Genomic DNA, 23,228 nt, shown 5'->3' on the forward strand with positions numbered 1-23,228 from the left:
ATGTGGAATGATTATTGTTTAATGTAAAAAATCGCGTTCGACTTGCACTAAGCTTTCGCCCCAATCCTCCTGGATTTTCTGCTTGAGTTTCTTGGCAAGCGAGGGGGCGCGGCCCTGCGTGGAGACGGTCACGGCGATGTTTTCGCCGAAATCCATGCGGGCGGGCACGATGAAATCGCCGTCGAGGTAATCACAGGCATTGTTCACCAGAATGCGGCGGGCACGGGCATCGTTAGAAACCTGGGCGTTGACGGCGGGCTTGTCGGTGCAGATAAAGACCATGAAGATCCCGCGAAGGTCGAGCGGCTCATAGGGACGGCTTTTCAAGACGATAGACGATATCGTTGTAAATTCGGGGTCGAGCTGCGGGGCAACCACGGTAATGTGGGCTCCCGTCGGGAGGAGCGTCTTGACCTTGCGCAGCGCGATGCGGCCCCCACCCACGACAAGAACGTTCCTGCCTTCGAGATTCAGTTCGATGGAGAAGAGGCTTGAGCTATGGGCGCGCTCCTGCGGAGCGTTGGGGTATGAGGTCGTACCTGCGGCACTTTGAGCAAGATCATTTTGGACATTGCGGATGCCGTCCACGACCATGCTTGCAAATTCCTTCCAGTCACCAAGGCAGGGCATAAGCGTTATAGGAATCTGCGGGTATTCCGCCTGCAATTTCGCGACCACACGGGGAACATCGTTTTTCGTATGCTGGCCGTTCAAAAGCAAAAAAGGCAGGAGCGTCACCGATTCCACATCCTCGCGGAGGAGCGTGCGCAGGTCGTTTTCCAAATCCAACAGGCTCGTACTTGCCACTCGCGTGCCGGGCAAATCATGATGAAGTTTATCCAAAATACCTTCGAAGCCCTTGTAGGCTCCGGGCAAAATGCAATGATGAGCAATAATCAAGATGGCTTTCATTGCTACAAATATAGAATTTTCGAATCTAAACCTTTACATGGAAATAGTCAACGTCGGGGTGACTGATGTAGAGGCCGCTCACGGAGGCTTGCGGGTACATGGCGCCGTTCTCGGTGAGGCTGATGCCTACGCTGTTAAAATCGATGAGTTTTGCGACGTTGAAGATTTCCTTGATGTTCGGGAGCACGGGGTAGCCGACGGCCGGGCGGATGCCCTTCCAGTTGCTTACGCGTGCGAGTTCCTGGCTCAGGTATTCGGCTCCTGCTTCGGCGAGGCGGTCGGCGACGGTCTGCATCAAGAGAACGTCGTAATCGCTGCCGCCCTGTTCGGCCTTAAGCTTTTCGAGGCGTTTGACGAAGGCGTCGCTCACGGTGACGGCGAAGGCGCCCACGATGTCGCGGAAAACATCTTTGCCGGAGGGAGCGTTAAACACGCTTGCCGTCGTCGCGTTCGCAGGAGCCACGTAGTCGCAAAGGGCTAGGCATGTGCCTTCCGGGTTCTGCTGGCGTGCCGTTTCGACTTCGACAAAGTCGGAGTCGGTGCCGGTACGGCCCGTGTTGAACCTGATGGAATTTTCCGTACCGGCTGCAGGGTAGAACGCCTGCACGGCACGCAGCGCATACTCGGGCTTTGTGAGGCTCTTGATAAGTTCTTCGGCGTCTGCCTTGAGTTTTTTGGCTTCTTCTTGGTCCGGCTTGATTTTCCAGGTGAAGAAGAAGTATTCCCAGCTGATAAGCGGGATGACTTTTTCGAGCGGAATCGGCGGGAGTTTGCTTTCGCCCATGAACGGCGGCTCCACGGGCTGGTACTTGCTCCAGTCGCAAATGTAGCGGCGTTCGAGCGGAGTCTTCTCTGCTGCGGCCATGGCGTTTGCAGCTTCGGTCTGGATGCCGTTCTGCTTGTCACGAATGCGCTGCTGTTCTTCACGGTTTTCTTGAATGGTCTGTTCGCTGGTGGCCGAGTCCAAAAGCTTCTGCACGAGGCCCGGGTTGCTTGCGGCGTCGCGCACGTGGAATACGGGACCGTCGTAGCATGGGGCAATCTTTACTGCCGTATGCGTGGGCGATGTCGTTGCGCCACCCACGATAATCGGGATGCGCTGGCCTGCGTCCTGCATGGCCTTCGCGACAGTGCACATTTCTTCGAGCGAGGGCGTAATCAGTCCGGAGAGGCTCAAGATGTCGGCCTTGTTCTCGATGACCGCCTTCACGATGACGTCTTCGGGAACCATCACGCCGAGGTCCACCATCTCGTAGCCGTTACAGGCCATAATCACGGAGACGATGTTCTTGCCGATATCGTGCACGTCGCCCTTCACGGTGGCGATTACGATTTTGCCGCGGCTCGAAGCGTTCGCGTCCTTGCCCGCCTCGATGTAGGGCTGCAAAATTTCCACGGCCTTCTTCATGGTACGTGCAGTCTTCACCACCTGCGGCAAGAACATCTTGCCTTCGCCGAAGCGGCGGCCGACTTCGTTCATGCCGTCCATGAGCGGGCCGGAAATGATTCCCACGGGGCTATCGCCGCGGTTGATGAGTTCCATTAGGTCGGGCTGAAGCGTTGTCGAAGTTCCCTTGAGGAGTGCTTCTTGCAGGCGTTCTTCGGGCGTTGTTTTTGCCTGCGCGGAGTCGGCGACGCTGTTGCTACCCGCGTCGGAACTGCCCGCGCCCGTGCTCATGGCGAAAATCGCCTTCGGGTCGTACTTGGTGCCCGCTTCCGTGGCGGCAGCGGCGGCTGCGGTCATGCGGCTTGCAATTTCGATGAGCGCTTCGCTCGCGTCCGGTTCCGTGTTCAACAGCACTTCGGTTATGGCCATGCGGAGTTCCAGCGGAATCGTCTTGTATTCGATAATCGCGCTGGGGTTCATGATGGCCATGCCCATGCCGTTCGGGATTGCGTAATGCAGGAAGGTGGTATGCATCGCTTCGCGCAGGTAGTTATTGCCGCGGAAGGCGAAGGAAAGGTTCGAAAGACCGCCCGAAATGCGTACGCCGGGAAGGTTGTCCATAATCCAGCGGACAGCGCGGATAAAGTCGATGGCGTAGGCGTTGTGTTCGGCCATGCCGGTCGCGACCGTCAGCACATTCGGGTCAAAGATGATGTCCGATGGCGCAAAGTCCAGTTGCTTCACCAGAATGTCGTAGGCGCGGGCGGCGATTTGTACGCGACGCTCGTAGTTGGTGGCCTGGCCTTCTTCGTCGAAGAGCATCACGATGACGGCGGCACCTAGGCGTTTGATGGTAAGCGCATGCTCGATAAACGCCTGTTCGCCCATCTTGAGGGAAATGGAGTTCACGATGCTCTTGCCCTGGATGCATTTGAGGCCCGCCTCGATGACTTCGAATCGGGAAGAGTCCACCATGATGGGCACGCGGCTCACAGCCGGGTCCGAGGCAATCAGGTTCAGGAAGGTCTGCATTTCGGCGGTGGCGTCCAGCAGACCATCGTCCATATTCACGTCAATCACGTCGGCGCCGTCTTCGACCTGTTTGCGGGCAATGTCGAGCGCCTCATCGTAATTCTTTTCGTTGATGAGCCGCAGGAACTTCTTGGAGCCAGCTACGTTGCAGCGTTCGCCCACCTTCACGAAGTCTTCGGCGTTGCAGCTGTCAGCACCGTCGCTCGGGCGCACCTGTTCCTTGAACAGCGGCTCGAGACCGGCGAGTCGGAGTAGCGGGCTCGTCGCATACTTGGGCGCGGGCTTACGGCGTTCGTAATCGGCCGGCAGGGCGTCCAGCATCTTGCGCATGGCGGCGATGTGTTCCGGTGTGGTACCGCAGCAGCCGCCAATCATGTTCACCAGCTTGTCGTCCAGATAGACATGCATCTTGTTGACCATGTCTTCGGGCGTGTCGTCGTAACCGCCGAACTGGTTTGGCAGTCCCGCATTCGGGTGGCAAGAAATGTAGCAGGGAGCGACCTTGCCCATGCGGCGCAGGTAAGGCACCATGCCATCGGCACCGAGACCGCAGTTGAGGCCGATGGAAAGCGGGTGCATGTGCATCACGCTCACGGCGAATGCTTCCACCGTCTGGCCCGAAAGCGTACGGCCCGAAGCGTCGCTCACTGTCATGGAAAACATGACTTCGACAGGGCGCGAAACATTTTCCATCACTTTGGTAAATGCGCTTGCGGCGGCCTTCGCGTTTAGCGTGTCAAAAATCGTTTCAATCAGGATGGCATCGACGCCTTCATCCACCAGCACCTGAATCTGTTCCAGATAGGCGTCTTCGAGTTCGTCAAAAGTAATGCTACGGCTCGCGGGGTCGTTCACGTCTTCGCTCATGGAGAGCATCTTGCTCGTGGGGCCCACGTCGCCCAGGATGTACACCTGTCGGCCGTACTTTTCCATGGCCTCTGCCGCCGCCTGCTTCGCAATCTTCACCGCGGCGCGGTTCATTTCGGCAATGCGGTGTTCCTGGTGGTATTCGTGCTGGCTTATGCGCTGGCTCGAGAACGTATTCGTCGTCAAGCAGTCCACGCCCGCGTCCACATAGCGCCGCTGGATATCGAGAATGATTTCCGGCTTCTCGATGGAGAGCATGTCGTTGTTCGCGCCCTTGATCCCGTAAGTCTGAATCACGGAACCCATGCCGCCATCCAGCAGCAACATCTTATTTTCGAAAGCTTCACGTAGCGTCATTTTCTTTTCCATAGCACAAACCGCCGCAACCAGTCTTTATGCATTTATTTGTTTATATGCATAAATATAGAAAAAAAAAACTCGGTCAACCCTCTCCCCTCCCATATTCCCCTTTAAAACAAAGAAAAATCTTTTCGTATATTTCTAATCATGACCTTCTATCTAAAAAAATTACGTTTGATTACAGCCGTAGTCTTTCTCCTTGCCGCATGGGCTTTCGCGGACTCGACCAGCGTCATAAACGCCCGACCCTCCATAAACGGCAAACTCCATGTAGAAGGCACGAACCTCTTCGACGAACATGGCAACCAGGTTGTCATCAAGGGCGCGAGTACCCACGGGCTCACCTGGTTCCCGCAATACGTAAACACCAACCTTTTCCGCCAGCTCAGCAGGGAATGGAACACGAACCTGATCCGCCTAGCCATGTATTCGAACGACTACGTGCACGGAGACCGCGAAAAGAACCTCGAAATTCTGCGGAAAGGCGTGCAGTATGCCATCGAAAACGACATGTACGTGATGGTGGACTGGCATATTCTCAACGACAACAACCCGAACGAGAACCTTGCCGAAGCCATCAATTTCTTCAACATGATGGCAAAGGAATACGCGAACGTCCCAAACGTGATCTTTGAAATCTGCAACGAGCCCAACGGCGACTGCACCTGGGAAGACATCAAGGAATACGCGAACATCATCATCCCCGTTATCCGCAGGCACAAGCCCGACGCGCTGATTCTCATCGGCACCCCGAATTACGACCGCGAAATCCAGGAGCCGGCAAAGGACCCGGTGGCCTTCGACAACGTGATGTATTCGTTCCACTTCTATGCCACTTCTCACAAGGGCGAATCGCTTGCGCTCCTCAAGGAAGTCGTAGGCGGCGGCACCCCCATCTTCATTACCGAAAGCGGACTCTGCGAAGCGAGCGGCGACGGAAAGATTGACCTGGAAAGCGTCAAGCAGTGGTACGCCACCCTAGATTCCCTGCACCTGAGCTACACCATCTGGAGCATGTCGAACAAGGAAGAGGAATCCGCCATGGTCCACTCCGACTCCCGGGCGGTAGATTCCCTTACCGACGCCGACCTGAGCCTTTCGGGGCTTTACGCGCGGGCTCTTTTCCAAGGCAAGGACCTGAACCAGATTCCGCTTATCTACGAGCCCGTATTGAGTTTCAAGATTCTCGCCCGCACGAAGCCCTATATTGTGTGGGCCATATTTGCCGCTCCCGTATTTGTATTGCTCGCCATCATATTCCTGTTCCAGAAAATCAAGAAAAGATTCAGGAACAAGAAAATCCGCACCTACGACGACCTTCTTAAATTCAGCAAGAACGAAAGCGCGAAAAAATTCAACTCCAGGCCAGCAAAGCAATTACTCGGCGACCTGTTTCTCTTCCTGAGCACTTTCTTCACGTTAATATATCTGTGCTGGCGTTTTACATGTTCCATTCCGTATGCCTACGGCTGGATTGCCATCATCGGAAGCTGCCTCCTGCTCGCCATAGAAGTCCTCGGCTTTATCGAATCACTCATACACTACGGCGGAATGCTCAAGCTACGGGAACATCCCCTGCCCGAAATTGCCGACGCGGATTACCCCGACGTAGATATTTTCATTTCGACTTATAACGAACCGCCCGAACTTTTGCGCAAGACGATTATCGGCTGCAAGCACATGGATTACCCCGACCGCTCCAAGGTGCATATCTACCTGTGCGACGACAACCGCCGTAGCGAAATGCGCAAACTCGCCGAGGAACTGGAGATAAACTACTTCGACCGCACGAACAACGATGGCGCGAAGGCGGGCAACCTGAACGCGGCACTCGCCCGCACGAGTTCGCCCTACGTGGTGACTTTTGACGCGGACATGATTCCGCAGAGAAAGTTCCTGCTCAGGACTATCCCCTATTTTGTGGATGCAGAACGCATCAACGCAAGCCTCCCCGAAGAAACGCGCCGCCCGCTCGGGTTTATCCAGACACCGCAAAGTTTCTACACGCCCGACGTGTTCCAGCACAACCTCTACGCCGAAACGAAGGTCCCTAACGAGCAGGACTACTTCTACTGCGTCATCGAGGCTGCAAAGACATCCACCAACAGCGTGATTTACGGCGGGTCGAACACGATTATTTCGCGCAAGGCACTTGACGCCATCGGCGGATTCTACACGAAATCCATCACGGAAGACTTTGCAACTGGCATGCTGATCGAATCGGCAGGCTTTGTGAGCCTCGGTCTTTCGCAACCGCTCGCATCGGGCATTGCGCCCTCGACATTCAAGGAACACATCCAGCAGCGCACCCGCTGGGGACGCGGCGTCATTGCGACCACAAAGCAGCTCAAGTTTATGTTCAATCGCAAGTTGAACATCTCGCAAAAACTGAGTTACCTGAGTTCCGTACTTTACTGGTTCTCCCCCCTCAAGAACCTGATCTACCTGCTTTCGCCCCTGATGTTCGCCGTATTCTGCGTACCGATATTCAAGTGTACGCTTATCGACCTCGCCCTCTTCTGGCTCCCGATGCACCTGATGTCGATGTGGGCCCTCCGCTTCACAAGCCACGGGAAGATTAGCGCCCGCTGGAGCGGCATTTACGAGACATCCGTCATGCCGTTCCTGCTTTTGCCCATCGTCAAAGAGACTCTGGGTATGACGCTTTCCAAGTTCAAGGTGACCCAGAAAGACAAGCGCGCAGTCCGACCGCAGGCCGACGGGAAGACTATCGCCCCGTTTGCCGTATTGCTCGTACTCACTCTTGCGGGTATCGTCCACATGGGCTACATGATTATCGCACTCGGATACATCGAAATTCTCGCCGTTCTCTTCTGGCTTTTCCGCAACGCCTACTACCTCACCATGTGCTTGTTCCTCGGGATGGGCCGCGACTCCGACAGCGAACCAGTGAAGGTCCTTGCCGCCGAGAACGTGATGGTGAAAAAGCAGGACGGACACGAAATCGAGGGCATTACCACGAAGTTGACGGAACACGGAGTGGACATCTTTACCGACGAACTGAACATCCTGAACCTAGGCGAGCCCATCAGCCTCACCATATCGAAGAAGATGTACACCTTGCAGGTTACGGGAACTGTCGTTGCCATCCGCAACACCCGCAGCCAAAGCGTACCGAGCGTCTATACCGTCGAGATTCTTGATTTTGGCGGCAAAAAGGACGAATACATCCAGATGCTCTACGACCGCACGCCAACGCTCCCACAACGCTTGCGGCTCGGCGAAGGCCACATCGACAACCTGTGGAACAACATCGCCCACCGCATCGTGACCCGATAATTTTCTATCTTTACGCCCGAAAATTCAACCTATAACCCAAAGAGACTATGCTTTTCAATTTCGACATGATCCAGGGCGTCTATGCCCGCATTCCCGCCCGCGTTGAAGCTGCCCGCAAGCAGCTGGGCCGTCCGCTCACCCTCGCCGAAAAGATTATCTACAGCCACCTGATCGATGGCGCCGAGAACAGGACTTACGAGCGCGGCAAGGATTTTGCCGAATTCCACCCCGACCGCGTGGCCATGCAGGATGCAACCGCCCAGATGGCCCTCCTCCAGTTCACCACCGCCGGCAAGGCCCGCGTAGCAGTGCCGAGTTCCGTGCACTGCGACCACTTGATTATCGCTCGCGAAGGTGTCGAAAAGGACCTCCCCCGCGCGAAGGAAGAAAGCAAGGAAGTTTACGATTTTCTCCAGTCCGTGTCCGCCAAGTACGGCATTGACTGCTGGCTCCCGGGTGCAGGCATCATCCACCAGGTGGTGCTCGAAAACTACGCCTTCCCGGGCGGAATGATGATCGGTACCGACTCCCACACCGTGAACGCTGGCGGCCTCGGCATGCTCGCCATTGGCGTGGGCGGTGCAGACGCTGTGGACGCCATGGTGGGCCTCCCGTGGGAACTCAAGTACCCGAAGATGATCGGCGTGAAACTCACCGGCAAGCTCCAGGGTTTCGCAACCGCGAAGGACATCATCCTCAAGCTCGCAGGCATCCTCACCGTGAAGGGCGGCACCAACGCCATTATCGAATACTTCGGCGAAGGCGCACGCAGCCTCTCCGCAACAGGCAAGGCAACGATTGCAAACATGGGTGCCGAAGTGGGCGCTACCTGCTCCACCTTCAGCTACGACGATTCCATGAGCCGCTACCTCAAGGTGACTGGCCGCGCCGACGTTGCCGCCGCCGCCGACAAGATTGCTGAACACCTCAAAGCCGACCCCGAAGTCGAAGCAAATCCTGAAAAGTACTTTGACCGCGTCGTGGAAATCAACCTGAGCGAACTCGTGCCGCACTTCAACGGCCCGTTCAGCCCGGACCGCGCCTACGCCGTGACCGACATGGCCGAAAGCCTCAAGGCCACCGAAACCAAGCCGGAATCTACCCCGGTCGTGAGCGCCGCCCTCATCGGCAGCTGCACGAACTCCAGCTACGAAGATCTCTTCATGGCCGCGAACATGATCAAGCAGGCCCTCGCGAAGGGTCTTTCTCCGAAGTGCCCGCTCCTCATTAACCCGGGTTCCGAACAGGTGCGCTACACCGCCGAACGCGACGGCCTCATCGACTTGTTCAAGCAGTTCGGTGCAACGATTATGACGAACGCCTGCGGTCCTTGCATTGGCCGCTGGGACCGTGCCGGAGCTGACAAGAAGGAACTCAACACCATCGTCCACAGCTTCAACCGCAACTTCGCAAAGCGCGCCGACGGCAACCCGAACACACACGCATTCGTCGCCTCCCCGCTCATGGCCGTGATTGCAGCGCTCAGCGGCGACATCCGCTTCAACCCGATGACCGACACCCTCGTAAACAATGAGGGCAAGGCCGTGAAGCTCGACCCGCCGGAACAGTGCGAACTCCCGCCGAAGGGCTTCGAAGTCAAGGACGCCGGCTACCAGGCTCCGGCCGAAGACGGTTCCAAGATTACCGTTTCCATCAACCCCGAAAGCAAGCGCCTGCAGGCTCTCGCTCCGTTCGCGGCTTGGGACGGCAAGGACATCGCCGGAGCCCCGCTCCTCATCAAGGCCAAGGGCAAGTGCACCACCGACCACATCTCCATGGCCGGTCCGTGGCTCAACTACCGCGGTCACCTCGAAAACATTTCGAACAACATGCTCATCGGCGCCGTGAACGCATTTAACGGCGAAACGAACAAGGTCCTCTGCCAGTGCGGTGAATACAAGGAAGTCCCTGAACTTGCGAAGATTTACAAGGCCAAGGGCACGGGCTCCATCGTGATCGGTGACGAAAACTACGGTGAAGGCTCCAGCCGCGAACACGCTGCCATGGAACCGCGCTTCCTCGGTGTGAAGGCCGTGATCGTGAAGAGCTTCGCCCGCATCCACGAAACGAACCTCAAGAAGCAGGGCATGCTCGCCCTCACCTTCAAGAACGCCGCCGACTACGACAAGATCCAGGAACAGGACGTGTTCGACATCGTTGGTCTCACCAAGTTCGCTCCGGGTTCCGAGTTCACGCTCGTCGCCCACCACAAGGATGGCTCTGTCGATAACATCGCGCTCAGCCACACCTACAACGAACAGCAGTGGGCATGGTTCAAGGCGGGTTCCGCCCTCAACCTCATCCGCGCGAACAACAAGTAATCGTAAGTCAATAGTCATTTATAAGCCCTCGCAAAAGCGGGGGCTTTTTTCTAAATTTGGCGGCGAAAAAAGGATACGCGATGGATTACAGGAACTGGCAAGAAATCTACAAGAACATGAGCCCCGAGATGAAGGAGCAGGCCATGAAGATGGCCAAAGCACAAATCAAGGAAAAGCTCGCCCGCTGGTTTTCGCAGCCGATACTTGTGGTTGCAGCGCTCCTGCTCGGCGCCATCGTCGGAACGCTTACCGCATTCTTTGGCCAGGTACTCGACCGCGTCGGTGCCATTCGCGACACAAACCCGCTGTACTGGATTCCAGCTCTCGCCCTCGGTGGCGTCGCCATCGTGCTCACTTACATGAAAATCGGCAAGGGCTCCGAACGCGGCATGGGAATCATTTTCGACGTCGCGCACGGCAAGGAAAGGGAAATTCCGCTCCGTCTCATCCCGCTCATCATGGTAACGACTTGGGTCACGCACCTCTTCGGGGGTAGCTCAGGCCGCGAAGGCGTGGCCATGCAGATTGGCGCAACCCTCGGGCACAACATCAGCTCAAAGATCCACGTGGAGAACGCTCCCCGCATTTTGCTTGTCGCAGGCATGGCGGCAGGCTTCGCGGGGCTTTTCCAGACACCGCTCGCGGCCATCGCGCTCTCGCTCGAAATCCTCCTGGCTGGCCACCTCGAGATGGCGGCCCTCCTCCCCGCCGCAGTCGCCGCCTTTACCGCCTGCAAGGTCTCGCAGATGTTCGGAGAAACTACCGTCATCGCCATGAACGACATATTCCCGAGCGACATCTCGAGGATTCTTTGGAACGATAGCGGACTCGACATTTACTTTATTCTGAGACTCGCTGTCCTTGGTGCCATTTTCGGGATAGTCGGCGGCGGGTTTGCAAGACTCCTCCCGCTTTCCAAGAAATTCTTTGCGGAAAAGTTCCCGAACCCCGTGAAGCGCGTCGCCATCATGGGCGTGGTTCTCAGCGCTCTCTTGCTGCTCTGCTGGCAGGGCCGCTATTCCGGACTCGGCACGAACCTCACCGACATGATTTTTTCGGGTTCCGCGACATCTGCCGCCAGCGATATCTACGCCTACGACTGGATTCTGAAGATGCTGTTCACCATCGTCACGCTCTCGGTCGGGTTCCAGGGCGGCGAAGTCACCCCGCTGTTCACCATCGGAGCGACTCTCGGCACGGTACTTGCCGCAATCGTTGGCGTCCCCCTCCCGATTGCCGCCGCCCTCGGTTACGCGGCTGTTTTCGGAGCCGGCACGAACACGCTCTTCGCCCCCATCCTCGTCGGAGCGGAGATTTTCGGGTTCGACCTGCTCCCTGCATTCTTCGTAGTCTGCACGGCAGCCTACGTGTGCAACGGCGGCAAAAGCATTTACGCACAAAAGAAACTGCGTTTGCGCTAAAAGCGGGTTGCCATACCGCATAGAATGTCTTAATTTTAAGGCATGCAAAACAATCGTGAAAACTGGGGCTCCAAGATAGGAGTCATCCTCGCTGTCGCAGGTTCGGCAGTCGGGCTCGGCAACTTCCTTCGATTCCCCGTACAGGCGGCCACCAACGGCGGTGGCGCATTCATCATTCCCTACCTCATCGCCTTTATTTTCCTCGGCATCCCGCTCGCCTGGATGGAATGGACACTCGGACGCTACGCGGGCCGCCACAACTACGGCACCGCCCCGAGCACGCTCCACATCATCTTCGACAAGAAGAAGCCCTGGGCAAAGCACCTCGGCTCCATCGGGCTCCTGCCACCGATTTTCATCGTCTTCTACTACGTGTTCATCCAGTCGTGGATCCTTGCGTTCGCCTACTACTCTCTCACGGGCAAGCTCATGGAAGTCACGTCCCAGGGTAGCGCCGCGGTAACGCAGTTCTTCGGTGACTTCATCATGCTCAAGACATGCGTGGGCCCCATCCCGTCTGCCATCATCTTCTTCCTCATCACCTTCGCCAGCAACATGACCGTTCTCGCCCTGGGCGTGCGCAAAGGCATCGAACGCGTGAACAAGATTTGCATGCCCATCCTGCTATTCCTGGGCATCGTCCTCGTGGTGCGCGTGCTTACGCTTCCGAACATAGGCAAGGGCCTCGCCTTCATGTGGAACCCGAACTTCAGCGAACTCGCCAACCCCAAGGTATGGATGGCGGCCGCGGGTCAGGTGTTCTTCACCATGAGCCTCGGCATGGGCATCATCTGGTGCTATGCGAGCTACCTCAAGCCCAAGGAAGACCTGGTGCTCTCTTCCCTTACCGCTAGCGCCACGAACGGATTTGCCGAAATCATCGTCGGCGGTACGGTCGTCATCCCCATCGCGGTCATCATCGCGGGCGCCAACATCGAGGAATGCGCGAAGCTCGGCACCTTCGGCCTCGGATTCCAGACCATGCCATACGTGTTCGGAACGCTTCCGCTCGGCGGTGCGTTGCAGACACTCTGGTTCGCGCTCCTGTTCTTTGCAGGCATCACCAGCGCCATTTCCATCATCCAACCGCTCATCAGTTTCTGCGAAGACGATCTCAAGTTCAGCCGCAAGAAGTCCGTCACAACCATCAGCACCATCATCTTCATCGGCAGCCTCACCGCCATCTTCGGCCTTGCCGCGGGGACGGTCGACGAGCTCGACTTCTGGGGCGGCACGTTCCTGCTGGTGGTATTCGGCGCCATCCAGGCCATCATCTTCTCGTTCGTGCTCGGTCGCAAGAAGTCCCAGATTGTGCAGCCCGGCGAATCCGTGGCTTTCGCCCTGATGAACGAGGGCTCGCAGCTCAAGCTCCCCCGCTTCTTCAGGCCCATCATCCAGTATGTTTGTCCGGCCTACCTGATTATCCTGCTCGTTTCGTTCACATTCACCGACGGTCTCCCGCTCATCACACTGAGCAACATTCCCGCCGATGCCAAAGTGACGTTCCTCGGGGGAGAATTCTCGAAGCTCCACTTCACCTGGGCTTTCCGCGGCTTCATGCTCCTGATAGTCCTGCTCCTGAATATCGCCATCGCCTATGCCTGGCGCAAGGGCGGCACCGCCGAAATGGGTCGTGACACGAGCATCCACAAGATGCCGCTCGGCAAGTCGGACGAATACATCAACCGCTTGGCAAACAAGAAGAAAAAGGAGAAGTAGCATGGACGCAGAATTTACGACAGGCGGACTCATTTTCATGCTCACCTCGTGGGCGGCCATCATCGGGCTATGCATCTTCTGTTTCTCGAAGGTGTTTAAAAAGAAGTAAGTTTAACAAAAAGATCTCCGCCTCTGCGGGGATGACAAGAGGAAGAAAAAATGGATATTCAAAAGAGAATTGAAGAACTGGCGCTTACGCTCCCGCAATGCCCGGCACCGCTTGCCGCATACGTTCCCGCCGTTCGCTTCGGCGACACCATCGTCGTCTCAGGACAGCTCCCGAGCGTCAAGGGCGATTTTTCGGCCTACACGGGTACCATCCCGACTGAACTTTCTGCAGAAAAGGCGACCGAGGCCGCACGCGTCTGCCTCCTCAACAACATCGCCGCCGCCATGACGAAACTCGAACACGGCGAAACGCTCAAGCTAGTGCAGATGCAGGGATTCGTGCAGTCCGCAGCCGACTTCCACGAACAGCCCGCCGTATTGAACGGCGCAAGCGAACTTGCCGTCCAGATTCTCGGTGAAAACGGCAAGCACGCGCGTACCGCCGTGGGTGTTTCCGCGCTTCCGAAGAATGCCGCCGTCGAAATCAGCTGCACCTTCCAGGTTGTCCCCGAAGAAGTGCGCTTTACCGGCCGCATGAACTGGATTGAGCAATAAAAAACTTAAAGGCTTCTGCGCCGGGCTAGTTCATGTCCAGCGCGGATAGTTCGCTCGCCAGTTTCGCATTCTGACGCTTCAGCGAATCAAGTTCCTGCTGCATCGCCTGGATTTGGCGTTCCATTTCGACCTTGTTCGCTGTAAGCCGTGCGATTTCATTGTTCATTTCTTGATCAGCGCAAGCGCTAAGTCCCAGAAAACAACCTGTTATTGCCAAAATAGCGAAAAATTTTTTCATAGCCGAAATTTAATTATAAATAAAGAGAATAAAGTCCATCAGCTTTAAAAAAGGGTATTATGATTGACAAAATCTGGTCATGGTTCGTCGCTCAGGGTTTCGAGGGTTCCGTTTCGGTAAAAGATGCGAATGTTCCCCCCCTTGGCCTGCCGAGATTGTTCACCAGCAAGGCAAACACACCTGATGACGACACATTCATCCACGAAGCCCTCTACGAGATGGACCCGGATTACACCGTAGTGGCCGTCATCACGCAAGCGGGCAACAAGGCAGCACGCGACTGGGCAGAAGAAGTTTTCCCTAACGGAATCGAGGAAATTTCGTTCGAAGGCAGCCCCGAAGACATCCAGGATCGGCTGGACGAGGCTATCCTCGAGGGGCTCGCCCACCGCAAGGTCCTCATGGTACGCGAATCCGGAGCCGTCGTGAAATTCGGATACAAGCTCGAAGATATCGTGTAGACATAAAGCGCCCTGCGAAGACGAAAAAAATATCTTTGATAAAATGAATTCGAATACTAGGCCATCTCCGGAACTTCTCTTGCCCGTGGGTACGCGCGAGATGCTCGAGGCCGCCGTCGCTAACGGCGCCGATGCCGTTTATTTCGGGGTTCCGCACTGGAACGCGCGCGGGCGCACCGAGGACTTTTCGCTCGAAGACGTCGGCGAGATGATCCGGTATGCGAGGGTACGCGGCGTGCGCACGTTCCTTGCGATGAACGTTCTCGTATTCGAGCGCGAACTGCGAGAGTTGCCGGAATTCCTCACGAAGGTGATTTCGCTGGAACCGGACGCCTTCATCATCCAGGATATCGGGCTTGCGCGCCTGATACGCGCCATCGCGCCCACGCAGGAAATTCACGCGAGCACGCAGATGACGCTCGCGAGCGCCGAAAGCGTGAACCTGGCGGCAAAACTGGGGTTCAACCGCGCCGTGCTCGCCCGCGAACTTTCGCTCAAGGAAATCGCCCGCATCAAGGAAGCGACCCCGCTCGAGCTCGAAGTGTTCATTCACGGCGCGCTATGCGTGAGCTATTCGGGGCAGTGCCTCACCAGCGAGAATTTCGGCGGTCGCAGCGCAAACCGCGGGCAGTGCGCCCAGAGCTGCAGGCTCCCCTATCGCATATTCGTGGACGGCAAGGAATACCGCGATACGGATGCGCAATACCTGTTCAGCCCGCACGATTTGTGCGCCCTCCCGCGACTCGGCGAACTTGAAGAAATCGGCGTGAGCTCGCTCAAGGTGGAAGGCCGCCTCAAGAGCCCGGAATACGTTGCGGCGGTCGCGCGAGCCTACCGCAAGGCGCTTGGCCGCATCCCGCTCGAAGGCAAGGACATGGAACCGCTCGAAGTGCTGTTCAGCCGCGGACTACGCACGGGCTGGCTCGACGGGGACAACCACCAGGAACTCGTGGACGGCACGTTCAGCAACCATCACGGGATGTTCCTCGGGACGGTCGTACGCGTGGAGCGCGGGTGTGTCGTGGTGGAACTGGATGAAAATGTTCTTGCGGATATGATGCCGCGGCCGGGTGACGGGATTCTCTTCGAGGAACCGAGATTCGCGCAAAGCGCGGGTGCAAGACTCTACGCCTCGCAAGTCGTGCACGAGCACAAGAGCAAGCCATCTACGCACGGCTGCGGCCCGCAACTCCTGAAAATGGAATTCGGGCGCGATTTCGACATGCGGCAGGTCGCCCGCGGGATGAAGGCCTACAGGAACGACTCCCCCGCACTGGAAAAGGAACTGCGCAAGACGTTTACCGACCGCGAGCAGGCAAAGCGCATTCCCGTGAAGATGGAACTTTCGGGAAGCATCGGCAATGTGCTCAAGCTCGCCGTCTACGATGTACCGCGCAACCGCGTTGAAATCGAAAGTGACACGGTGCTCGAAGCCGCGAAGAACGGTGACATGGGCGATAAACTGCGCGACCTCGCACAGAAGGAACTTTCGGGGCTGAGCGCGACCGCCTACAGCCTCAAGAATCTTGAAGTCAATGTTGAGCGTGGCGCATTCATTCCGGGCAAACTCCTGCGCACGTTACGCCAGAAGGCCATAGAACTGCTCGACGCAAAACGCTGCGAATGGAAGGAACTGAACCCGAGCGCAGTAGCGGGCCGTGCCCTCCTCAACAGCGTAAAGTTCGGCACGAAAGTTGCGCCCACTGCCGCGCGACCGGTCATTTCGGTGCTCGTCCGCAGTCCCGAACAAATCTCAGCCCTCGAAGGCCTCGACATAGACAACGTTGTCATGGATTTCGACTGGGGCGTAAAATACGACGAACCGCTCGAACAAATCCGCGAACTCGGTTTCAGGGCAGGCATGGCCACACTCCGTATCCACAAGCCGGGCGAAAGCCACTACCTCAAGAACATCCTGCGGCTATGCCCCGACTTTGCGCTGGTCCGTAACCTCGGTGCGCTCTCCATCCTCAAGGAAAGTGGCATTCCGCTCGCGGGTGACTACAGCCTGAATGCAGCAAACTGCCTGAGCTACGACTGGTTGCTTTTGCAGGGGCTGCAGACGCTCCACCCCTCGTGGGACCTGAACTCCACTCAACTTTTCGACCTGCTGGATGATATCGACGGGAGCCGCATGGAACTCACGCTCCACCAGTACATGCCCGCCTTCCATTCCGAATACTGCGCGTTTGCCCGCGCGCTCACTACCGGCAGGCGATTCCCCGAATGCGGCAAGATTTGCACCCAGCACAAGGTCGAAATTCTCGACCACAAGGGCGAACGTCACTTTCTGCAGAGCGACGCGGAATGCCGCAACACACTGTTCGTAGGCAAACCGCAATCCGCCCTGAAATTATTGCCGGATTTACGCGCCGCCGGAGTGAACCATTTCCGCCTCGAAATGCTCCAGGAAGACGCAGCAACAGTGCGTAAGAAGGCGCTCATCTACACGCAGGCCATCCGCGGGAAAATATCCATCGACGAGGCCATCCGCCTCGCCGGCGTCGAAGAAAAATACGGGCTTTCCGAAGGCCAGCTATTCAACGAAAGCGTGTGGCACGACCGCAAGAAGGTCTAATTTTTCTATATTGCGCCTATAATTTTCACCGCCCAGACTCAGGGCCAAAGGAACACCATGAAAATCGCCGATAAGACCGTCGTCCAGATGCACTACACCCTCACCTCCGACGAAGGAGCCGTCATCGATTCCTCTGAAGGCCGCGAACCGCTCCAGTACATCCAGGGCGCACACATGATCGTCGTGGGGCTCGAGAACGCGATGGTCGGTCACGAAGTCGGCGACAAGTTCGATGTGAAGGTCATCCCCGCCGAAGGCTACGGCGAATACGACGAGCGCATGACGCAGGAAGTCCCGGTCGACGTGTTCCAGGGAGTTGACAAGGTGGAACCCGGCATGATGTTCTACGCCCAGACCCCCATGGGCCCGATGCCCATCCGCGTGAAGTCCGTCGCGGGCGACAAGGCCGTGATTGACGCGAACCACGAACTCGCGGGCAAGAACCTGAACTTCGCCATCGAAGTCGTGAGCGTGCGCGAGGCCACCGAAGAGGAACTCAACCCGCAAGGCCACCACTGCTGCTGCGGAAAGCACGAGGGCGAAGGCGACCACGAGTGCCACTGTGGCGAGGAAGGCCATGAATGCGAATGCGGCGGCGAAGGCCACAAGGAAAACTGCGACGGCAAGGGCGGCTGCGGCTGCCCCAACCACGACAAGCACCACGGCAACGGGTAGTTTAAGCCCGGCTAAAAGCTCTGACGGTTGTAGGCCTAGTCAAAGATACAGCGAACTGAAATTCCAAAGGACTTACCATTGGAGCCCAAGTCCGCACTGCCAGAGTTCGACAAGCCCATATTGTACAACAAATCGGCGCTGATTTCAGTAGAACTCCAAAATCTCGTAATGTAGCCTTCATCAAAGGATCCCACACGCTTATCCCTAGCGCCAGCAGGAAGTGCCGTGAAAGCGAAATCATCCGTACCATTACCACTTTCACCATCATCTTCTTTCCAACCGTACGTGGATTTGAGTTTCTTGGCAGCACTCATTGAGCCGCCAACAGCATCGAACAAATCTTCCCATTCATCCTTGCTAGGCAAGCGCCATCCCTCGGGACAAGCTTTCGCAGCGGCATCCCATGTATATAGACGGCCATACTTTTCACAGTTCGCGGGATTGTCGTCATAGCACCAGCTATCTTCGGTCCGGACATTCAAATTCTGTGCCATCCAAACCTGCTTTCCGATTTTGATGACCTTATAGGTATTGCCATCCCGGTCATTTACTGTCAGGGGAATTTCCTTATTGCAACCCGTCATAAGAAGGGCAATGCCGGCAGCAATTATCAGTAATTTTTTCATATTTTCATCCTTTAGTTTTCTATAAAAACCTCAAACTAGTTCTATCACATTCAATGTAAATAAAAAAAACTGAAATGTCGTAGCAAATGAAAAAAAATTCAAAGAACTTCAGACATCACCGCTTATTTAACATTTTTGACAAAGCCCCTCAAAAAACGCAAAAAGCGCCTTATTTTTGCTTAGACAGCTAGTCCTTCACGCAGCGGACCGAGAACCCGTAGTTCTTGTTGCTGACACCCAGTTTTGCTGTGGCATAGTTGTAGTTCAAGCACATGCTGTACGCGTAGTAGCGGCTGGTCCCCGTAGAAGTCCATGAGGATGCAACGCCGCCCTTGAGGGTAAAGCCCGCATAGATGCCCCTGCTGCCGGCTGGGAGCGCCGAGAACCCGAAATCATCCGTCCCGTTGCCGCTTTCGCCCTTGTCTTCATCCCAACCGGACGTGGACTTGAGTTTGCCGCCAGCAATTTCGCCGCCACCAGCCGTTTGGATCAAGACATTCCATTCTGTCGTGTCAGGCAAATGCCAGCCTTCGGGGCAAGCTTTCTTTGCAGCACTCCACGTATACAGGCGGCCATACTTTTCGCAGTTCGCGGGATTGTCGAAATAGCACCAGCTCTCTTCAGTCTCGACATTCAGATTCTGGGCCATCCAAACCTGGTTCCCGATCATGACAGTCTTATAGACGTTGCCGGCCTTGTCCTTCATCGTGAAGGGAGCATCCTCATTGCAGCCCGTCATAAGAAGGGCGATGGCAGCAGCGATTAGCTGTAATTTTTTCATATCAGGATCCTTTGTCATTAGCGCAAACACAGTCGACGCAAAACCTGCCGCAAGACGCGCAGGCCGTAAGTCACTACGTTCAGGTTGGATTTTTCGTCTGCGTATCGCGTAGGTATCGGAAGTTCGGCCAGCCGGTAGCCGCAGGCATCGGCGATGGAGATTATTTCCAGGTCGATGTCGAAGCTCGGGCTGAGTTTCGCGAGGTCGAGCGTCTTCAAAAATTCCGCATTGTAGACAATGAAACCGCTGTGGCGGTCGGTTAGTTTCTGCCGGAAGGCAATGTTCTCGATCGCCGTAAGGAACGCGCCGCCGATACGCTTGTGGAGGGGCATGTTGCCTGCACGGGCTGCCCCCGGGACGAGGCGGCGCGAGCCTTGCACCAGAGCGATTGCGGGAGAATTGCCCGCGGAGGAAATGTCCGCTGTTTCAAGATGCGCGAAGAATTCGCCAAGTTGTTCTGCAGGGTACTGCCCGTCGCCGTGCAGGCAAGCAATGTATTTTGCGCCGGAGCGCAGCCCCTCGGAAATTCCGCACTTGACAACGGCTCCGTACCCACGGTTGAATTCGAAACGCATGTACTCAAGATGGGCGGCATTTTTTGTATTCGGAGCTGCACCGACAAACATTTCGTAAGCCCCGCGGGTATCGTCCTTCGAGCCGTCGTCAATCACGAGCACCTGCGCGCGTTCCATGACCGCGGGAGGAATGCGCCCCAGCACGCCGGCGAGAGTCGCGGCGACATTGTATGCAGGGACAAAGATGAAGTAGTCGAAAATCATTGTTAAACGGAATAATGCTTCACGAACCAAGAGAGCGATTCTTCTAGAGCCGTGTCGAGCGGGATGCGCGCCCTGAACCCGAGCAGGCGCTCGGCCTTCGCAACCGAGGGCATGCGACGCATCGAATCGTCATAACCCGCGCCGTAGTATTCCTCGCCCGCGACCGCCTGCGGTTCCGGCAGCGTAGAGACATCAACCCCGCGCACCTTCGCAAAAATCGTGCGCATTTTCTGCGCCAGTTCCGCAATCGAAACCTCGTTCCCCGCATTCCCGACATTGAACGCCTGCGAAAATACACCAGCATTCGGCGCGGCACCTACCTTCGATACACCCACGGCATCTCGACCCGAGTGACCAGCGCCCGCCGCGGTTTTACAACCAGCATCCGGCGAATCACCGACACCAAAACTCAACGCGCATCCAAGTCCCGCATCGAACAGCGCAAACAAGAAATCAATCGCGTCGTGCACGCTCGTAAAGCAGCGCTTCGCCTTACCGCCGTTCACGAGCTTCAGGGGTTCGCCCCGCAAAAGCGCCGTCGAAAAGTTCGCAAGCACCCGCGGGATTCCCTCGCCGTCCACGCCCGGCATAAAGTCCATGTACGGCCCGACAAAATTGAACGGGCGCACCACCGTCCAGCGCAAGCCGGGCAGCCCCGCGATAAACCGTTCCGCCAGGAGTTTCGCCGTCGCATAGCTCCAGCGGCTCGCGGTAACGGGCCCGAACACGGCAGGCGTCGAATCTTCCACCAGCTCGCCCGAATCGGCAGCAGTCTTCCCGTAAATCTCAGACGTGGAAAAATGCACGAGCCAGGCCCCGCTCTTCGCGCACGCCTCGGCCAAAGCCGCCGGATGGTCATAGTTGCTCCGGATAACCTCGCACGCCTCCCCCATGTAACGGCTCGGCGTACAAATCGCCGCCAAATTCACCACCAGCGGAAACTGCGCGATGCGCTCCACGACAGCAGGGTCGGCCAAATCCGCACACAGGAACTCGCACCGCTCATGATTCAGGCGGTGCTGCAGCCTGTAGAAATCGAGATCCACGCCAAAAACACGCCAGCGGGTACGTTCCAGCACGGCGTCGAGCAAATGGCTACCGATAAAACCACCGCAGCCCACGATGGCCACGGTGAAACTACTGTCGTCGAAGCGGGAGGTCATTACTCCTTGACCTTGAAGGTCCCGGACTTGCCCGCCTTGGACTGCTTGGAATACGGGTAGACGTAGATGTAGGCGTCGTCTGCCGCAACAATGCCCTCGGCATCCAGCTTGATGCTGTACTCGTTGCAGGTCTTGCCATCGATTACAGCGTCGTCGATGCTTTCTTCGAGCAGGTTCACCTTCTTCGCGCCCTCGTCGAAGCGGAGCTCAACACCGAAGCCGCCAAAATCCATGTCGGAGCCGAACACGACCTTGATGGTCTCGCCCACCTTGAATTCCTCGCCGCCCTTCGGGGAAACGACCTTCACACCGTCGGTCACGGAGCAGTCCGCAGTATCGTTGTTGCTCGGACCGGTGGAAGATTCATCGTCACCGCAAGCGAAAAACGCGAGCGAACTTGCAAGAATCAAAGCATGGGTAAACTTCATAAATTCCTCGTTTGTTGTTTATGTGAACAATATACAAAAACGCCTAGCGGGCCACGACCTGCTTGCGGATTTTTTCGGACAAATCGCGCCCGCCCAGCTGCGCGATGCACTCGAACGCGAATTCCTCGGCGGTTCCGGCCCCGCGGCTCGTGACGATATTGCCGTCCACCACCACGCGGTCTTCCACAAACTTGTTGCAGACCAGTTCCTCCACGCAGCCCGGGAAGCATGTCGCCGTGCGATCTACAAGAAGCCCGGCCTTGCTCAGCACGAGCGGGGCCGCGCAGATAGCGAAAATCCACTTGTTCTTGTCGTTAAAGTCACACACAACGCGTTCCACGTCGGCAGATGCCTTGAGGCGCTGCACGCCCGGACCGCCACCCGGCAGGAGAACGGCATCGAACTTGGCGGTATCGGCACCCGAAAGCGCGAAATCGGCCGCAATCTTGAGCCCGTGGGCACCCGTCACGAAAGAATCTCCCGAAACGCTCGCGAGCGCAACTTCGAAGCCTGCCCTCTGGAAGTAATCGAACGGAGTGACGAATTCGGTTTCCTCGAAGCCATCGGCCATAAGAAAAAGTATCTGCATATCGAACCTCTTTTTTGATGAATATAATAATTTTACTACATTTGTGCCCATGAATTTCAAGGACCGCATTATCCGCGCCACGGGCAAAAAGACGCCCTTCCGCCTGATTGTCGTCGACTTGACCGCGACGATGAACGAAATCGGCAAGCAGCACAACGCACAGGGGTTCGCCCTCAAGCTTTTGGCCGAAAACTCCATCGCAAGCATTTTCCTGAGCGCAAGCCTCAAGTACGCGGGCACGGTCTCGCTGACTACGCGCTTCGGCGGCGAAATCACGAAGGTATCGTCTGACACGACGCCGATGGGGCTTGTGCGCGCGATGATCCCACAGGCAGAACTCCAAGCCGTGGGCGGTAACGAGCCCGCGCTCATCCCGCAGAGCGTGCAGGTCGTCAAACTCAACGAACAGGGCAAGCGTGTCCACGAGAGCATCATCGAGGCGCCCGCCGTTTCGATGGGCCAAAACCTCGCCACCTACCTGCTGCAGTCCGAGCAGATCCGCTCCGCCGTGGGTATCGAGGCGGCATTCAACCGCGAAGACCCGAGCAAGCTCGACTACGCCGCGGGTTTCTACATCGAGGCTTTCCCCGACCTCGAGGACAAGGATATCAACCTCATCGAAGTCATCGTGCAGAACCTGCCGAAGTTCAAAGACATGAACACGCCCGAGGGTTTTGACCTGGACGAGCTGCTGGACCAGCTTCGCGGGCCGTACGAAATCGACATCGTGAAGGAAATCGACCCGAAGGCCTACTGCCCCTGCAACCGCGAACGCATGGTGGCGACGCTTGCAACGCTCCCGCTCAAGGACCTGCAGGAACTCGAAGCCGAAGGCAAGGACCTGGAAGTCGTCTGCGACTTCTGCCGCACACCGTACCAGATTACGGTCGCGGACTTGCGGAGCATTATAAACGAGAGAAAGAAATAG

General features: G+C 56.8%; 18 protein-coding genes. 9 read left to right on the forward strand and 9 right to left on the reverse strand.

Going from position 1 to position 23,228, the window contains the following annotated elements:
* Nucleotides 1-18 precede the first annotated feature (18 nt).
* Both B4A77_RS03840 and metH read right to left on the reverse strand, forming a co-directional pair.
* Nucleotides 19-912, reverse strand: a complete 894-nt coding sequence (locus tag B4A77_RS03840; protein ID WP_290727112.1) for an NAD(P)-dependent oxidoreductase — start codon at nt 910-912, stop codon at nt 19-21.
* Between the two features lie 25 nt (nt 913-937).
* Nucleotides 938-4,567 (reverse strand): methionine synthase, encoded by a 3,630-nt coding sequence (metH, locus tag B4A77_RS03845; protein ID WP_290738468.1) that lies wholly within the window; start codon nt 4,565-4,567, stop codon nt 938-940.
* 138 nt (nt 4,568-4,705) lie between these two features.
* Here metH and B4A77_RS03850 point away from each other — a divergent pair, with 138 nt between their 5' ends.
* From B4A77_RS03850 to B4A77_RS03870, 5 genes are all read left to right on the forward strand, one after another.
* Nucleotides 4,706-7,858 carry a cellulase family glycosylhydrolase gene (locus tag B4A77_RS03850; protein ID WP_290738471.1) on the forward strand — a complete coding sequence of 1,051 codons (3,153 nt, stop codon included), beginning with the start codon at nt 4,706-4,708 and terminating at the stop codon, nt 7,856-7,858.
* A gap of 47 nt (nt 7,859-7,905) precedes the next feature.
* On the forward strand, nt 7,906-10,179 hold the full coding sequence (locus B4A77_RS03855) for an aconitate hydratase (protein WP_290738474.1): 2,274 nt from the start codon (nt 7,906-7,908) through the stop codon (nt 10,177-10,179).
* A gap of 149 nt (nt 10,180-10,328) precedes the next feature.
* Entirely contained in the window at nt 10,329-11,600 is a 1,272-nt protein-coding gene (locus tag B4A77_RS03860; RefSeq protein WP_173381553.1) for a chloride channel protein, read from the forward strand.
* A 42-nt stretch (nt 11,601-11,642) separates the two neighbouring features.
* The gene (locus B4A77_RS03865; protein WP_290738480.1) at nt 11,643-13,319 is read left to right on the forward strand and encodes a sodium-dependent transporter; all 1,677 of its coding nucleotides are present in this window, start codon (nt 11,643-11,645) and stop codon (nt 13,317-13,319) included.
* Nucleotides 13,320-13,478: 159 nt separating this feature from the next.
* On the forward strand, nt 13,479-13,982 hold the full coding sequence (locus B4A77_RS03870) for a RidA family protein (RefSeq protein WP_290738484.1): 504 nt from the start codon (nt 13,479-13,481) through the stop codon (nt 13,980-13,982).
* A gap of 25 nt (nt 13,983-14,007) precedes the next feature.
* On the opposite strand, the gene B4A77_RS03875 is transcribed toward B4A77_RS03870, so the two are convergent.
* Nucleotides 14,008-14,148 carry a hypothetical protein gene (locus B4A77_RS03875; protein WP_173366671.1) on the reverse strand — a complete coding sequence of 47 codons (141 nt, stop codon included), beginning with the start codon at nt 14,146-14,148 and terminating at the stop codon, nt 14,008-14,010.
* Nucleotides 14,149-14,279: 131 nt separating this feature from the next.
* On the opposite strand from B4A77_RS03875, the gene B4A77_RS03880 reads away from it, so the two are divergent.
* From B4A77_RS03880 to slyD, 3 genes are read left to right on the forward strand one after another with little or no spacing between them, the layout of a single operon-like run.
* Complete coding sequence (locus B4A77_RS03880) at nt 14,280-14,681, forward strand: hypothetical protein (protein WP_290728218.1); 402 nt, start codon at nt 14,280-14,282, stop codon at nt 14,679-14,681.
* Between the two features lie 43 nt (nt 14,682-14,724).
* Nucleotides 14,725-17,259, forward strand: coding sequence for a U32 family peptidase (locus B4A77_RS03885; protein WP_290738487.1), 2,535 nt, complete (start codon nt 14,725-14,727; stop codon nt 17,257-17,259).
* Nucleotides 17,260-17,316: 57 nt separating this feature from the next.
* The gene (gene slyD, locus B4A77_RS03890; RefSeq protein WP_290738490.1) at nt 17,317-17,934 is read left to right on the forward strand and encodes a peptidylprolyl isomerase; all 618 of its coding nucleotides are present in this window, start codon (nt 17,317-17,319) and stop codon (nt 17,932-17,934) included.
* 35 nt (nt 17,935-17,969) lie between these two features.
* On the opposite strand, the gene B4A77_RS03895 is transcribed toward slyD, so the two are convergent.
* The 6 genes from B4A77_RS03895 to B4A77_RS03920 form a co-directional block, all read right to left on the reverse strand.
* Nucleotides 17,970-18,560, reverse strand: a complete 591-nt coding sequence (locus tag B4A77_RS03895) for a fibrobacter succinogenes major paralogous domain-containing protein (protein ID WP_290728222.1) — start codon at nt 18,558-18,560, stop codon at nt 17,970-17,972.
* A 187-nt stretch (nt 18,561-18,747) separates the two neighbouring features.
* On the reverse strand, nt 18,748-19,341 hold the full coding sequence (locus tag B4A77_RS03900) for a fibrobacter succinogenes major paralogous domain-containing protein (protein WP_290728223.1): 594 nt from the start codon (nt 19,339-19,341) through the stop codon (nt 18,748-18,750).
* 17 nt (nt 19,342-19,358) lie between these two features.
* Nucleotides 19,359-20,120 (reverse strand): glycosyltransferase family 2 protein, encoded by a 762-nt coding sequence (locus B4A77_RS03905; protein ID WP_290738494.1) that lies wholly within the window; start codon nt 20,118-20,120, stop codon nt 19,359-19,361.
* Between the two features lie 2 nt (nt 20,121-20,122).
* Complete coding sequence (locus B4A77_RS03910; RefSeq protein WP_290738497.1) at nt 20,123-21,283, reverse strand: NAD-dependent epimerase/dehydratase family protein; 1,161 nt, start codon at nt 21,281-21,283, stop codon at nt 20,123-20,125.
* Entirely contained in the window at nt 21,283-21,711 is a 429-nt protein-coding gene (locus B4A77_RS03915; RefSeq protein WP_097035422.1) for a hypothetical protein, read from the reverse strand. Before B4A77_RS03915 ends, B4A77_RS03910 begins: the two co-directional genes overlap by 1 nt.
* Nucleotides 21,712-21,754: 43 nt before the next feature.
* Nucleotides 21,755-22,300 (reverse strand): DJ-1 family glyoxalase III, encoded by a 546-nt coding sequence (locus B4A77_RS03920; RefSeq protein ID WP_290727096.1) that lies wholly within the window; start codon nt 22,298-22,300, stop codon nt 21,755-21,757.
* A 49-nt stretch (nt 22,301-22,349) separates the two neighbouring features.
* Between B4A77_RS03920 and B4A77_RS03925 the strand changes: the two genes are divergently transcribed.
* Nucleotides 22,350-23,228: an Hsp33 family molecular chaperone HslO gene (locus tag B4A77_RS03925; RefSeq protein ID WP_290738500.1), complete on the forward strand. Its 879-nt coding sequence runs from the start codon at nt 22,350-22,352 to the stop codon at nt 23,226-23,228.

The sequence above is a fragment of the Fibrobacter sp. UBA3718 genome, assembly GCF_002371935.1.
GTDB lineage: Bacteria > Fibrobacterota > Fibrobacteria > Fibrobacterales > Fibrobacteraceae > Fibrobacter.

Coding starts and splice junctions, on each gene's coding strand:
- B4A77_RS03840 (WP_290727112.1), bottom strand. CDS start 912: ATGAAAGCCATCTTGATTATTGCTCATCATTGCATTTTGCCCGGAGCC.
- metH (WP_290738468.1), bottom strand. CDS start 4,567: ATGGAAAAGAAAATGACGCTACGTGAAGCTTTCGAAAATAAGATGTTG.
- B4A77_RS03850 (WP_290738471.1), top strand. CDS start 4,706: ATGACCTTCTATCTAAAAAAATTACGTTTGATTACAGCCGTAGTCTTT.
- B4A77_RS03855 (WP_290738474.1), top strand. CDS start 7,906: ATGCTTTTCAATTTCGACATGATCCAGGGCGTCTATGCCCGCATTCCC.
- B4A77_RS03860 (WP_173381553.1), top strand. CDS start 10,329: ATGGCCAAAGCACAAATCAAGGAAAAGCTCGCCCGCTGGTTTTCGCAG.
- B4A77_RS03865 (WP_290738480.1), top strand. CDS start 11,643: ATGCAAAACAATCGTGAAAACTGGGGCTCCAAGATAGGAGTCATCCTC.
- B4A77_RS03870 (WP_290738484.1), top strand. CDS start 13,479: ATGGATATTCAAAAGAGAATTGAAGAACTGGCGCTTACGCTCCCGCAA.
- B4A77_RS03875 (WP_173366671.1), bottom strand. CDS start 14,148: ATGAACAATGAAATCGCACGGCTTACAGCGAACAAGGTCGAAATGGAA.
- B4A77_RS03880 (WP_290728218.1), top strand. CDS start 14,280: ATGATTGACAAAATCTGGTCATGGTTCGTCGCTCAGGGTTTCGAGGGT.
- B4A77_RS03885 (WP_290738487.1), top strand. CDS start 14,725: ATGAATTCGAATACTAGGCCATCTCCGGAACTTCTCTTGCCCGTGGGT.
- slyD (WP_290738490.1), top strand. CDS start 17,317: ATGAAAATCGCCGATAAGACCGTCGTCCAGATGCACTACACCCTCACC.
- B4A77_RS03895 (WP_290728222.1), bottom strand. CDS start 18,560: ATGAAAAAATTACTGATAATTGCTGCCGGCATTGCCCTTCTTATGACG.
- B4A77_RS03900 (WP_290728223.1), bottom strand. CDS start 19,341: ATGAAAAAATTACAGCTAATCGCTGCTGCCATCGCCCTTCTTATGACG.
- B4A77_RS03905 (WP_290738494.1), bottom strand. CDS start 20,120: ATGATTTTCGACTACTTCATCTTTGTCCCTGCATACAATGTCGCCGCG.
- B4A77_RS03910 (WP_290738497.1), bottom strand. CDS start 21,283: ATGACCTCCCGCTTCGACGACAGTAGTTTCACCGTGGCCATCGTGGGC.
- B4A77_RS03915 (WP_097035422.1), bottom strand. CDS start 21,711: ATGAAGTTTACCCATGCTTTGATTCTTGCAAGTTCGCTCGCGTTTTTC.
- B4A77_RS03920 (WP_290727096.1), bottom strand. CDS start 22,300: ATGCAGATACTTTTTCTTATGGCCGATGGCTTCGAGGAAACCGAATTC.
- B4A77_RS03925 (WP_290738500.1), top strand. CDS start 22,350: ATGAATTTCAAGGACCGCATTATCCGCGCCACGGGCAAAAAGACGCCC.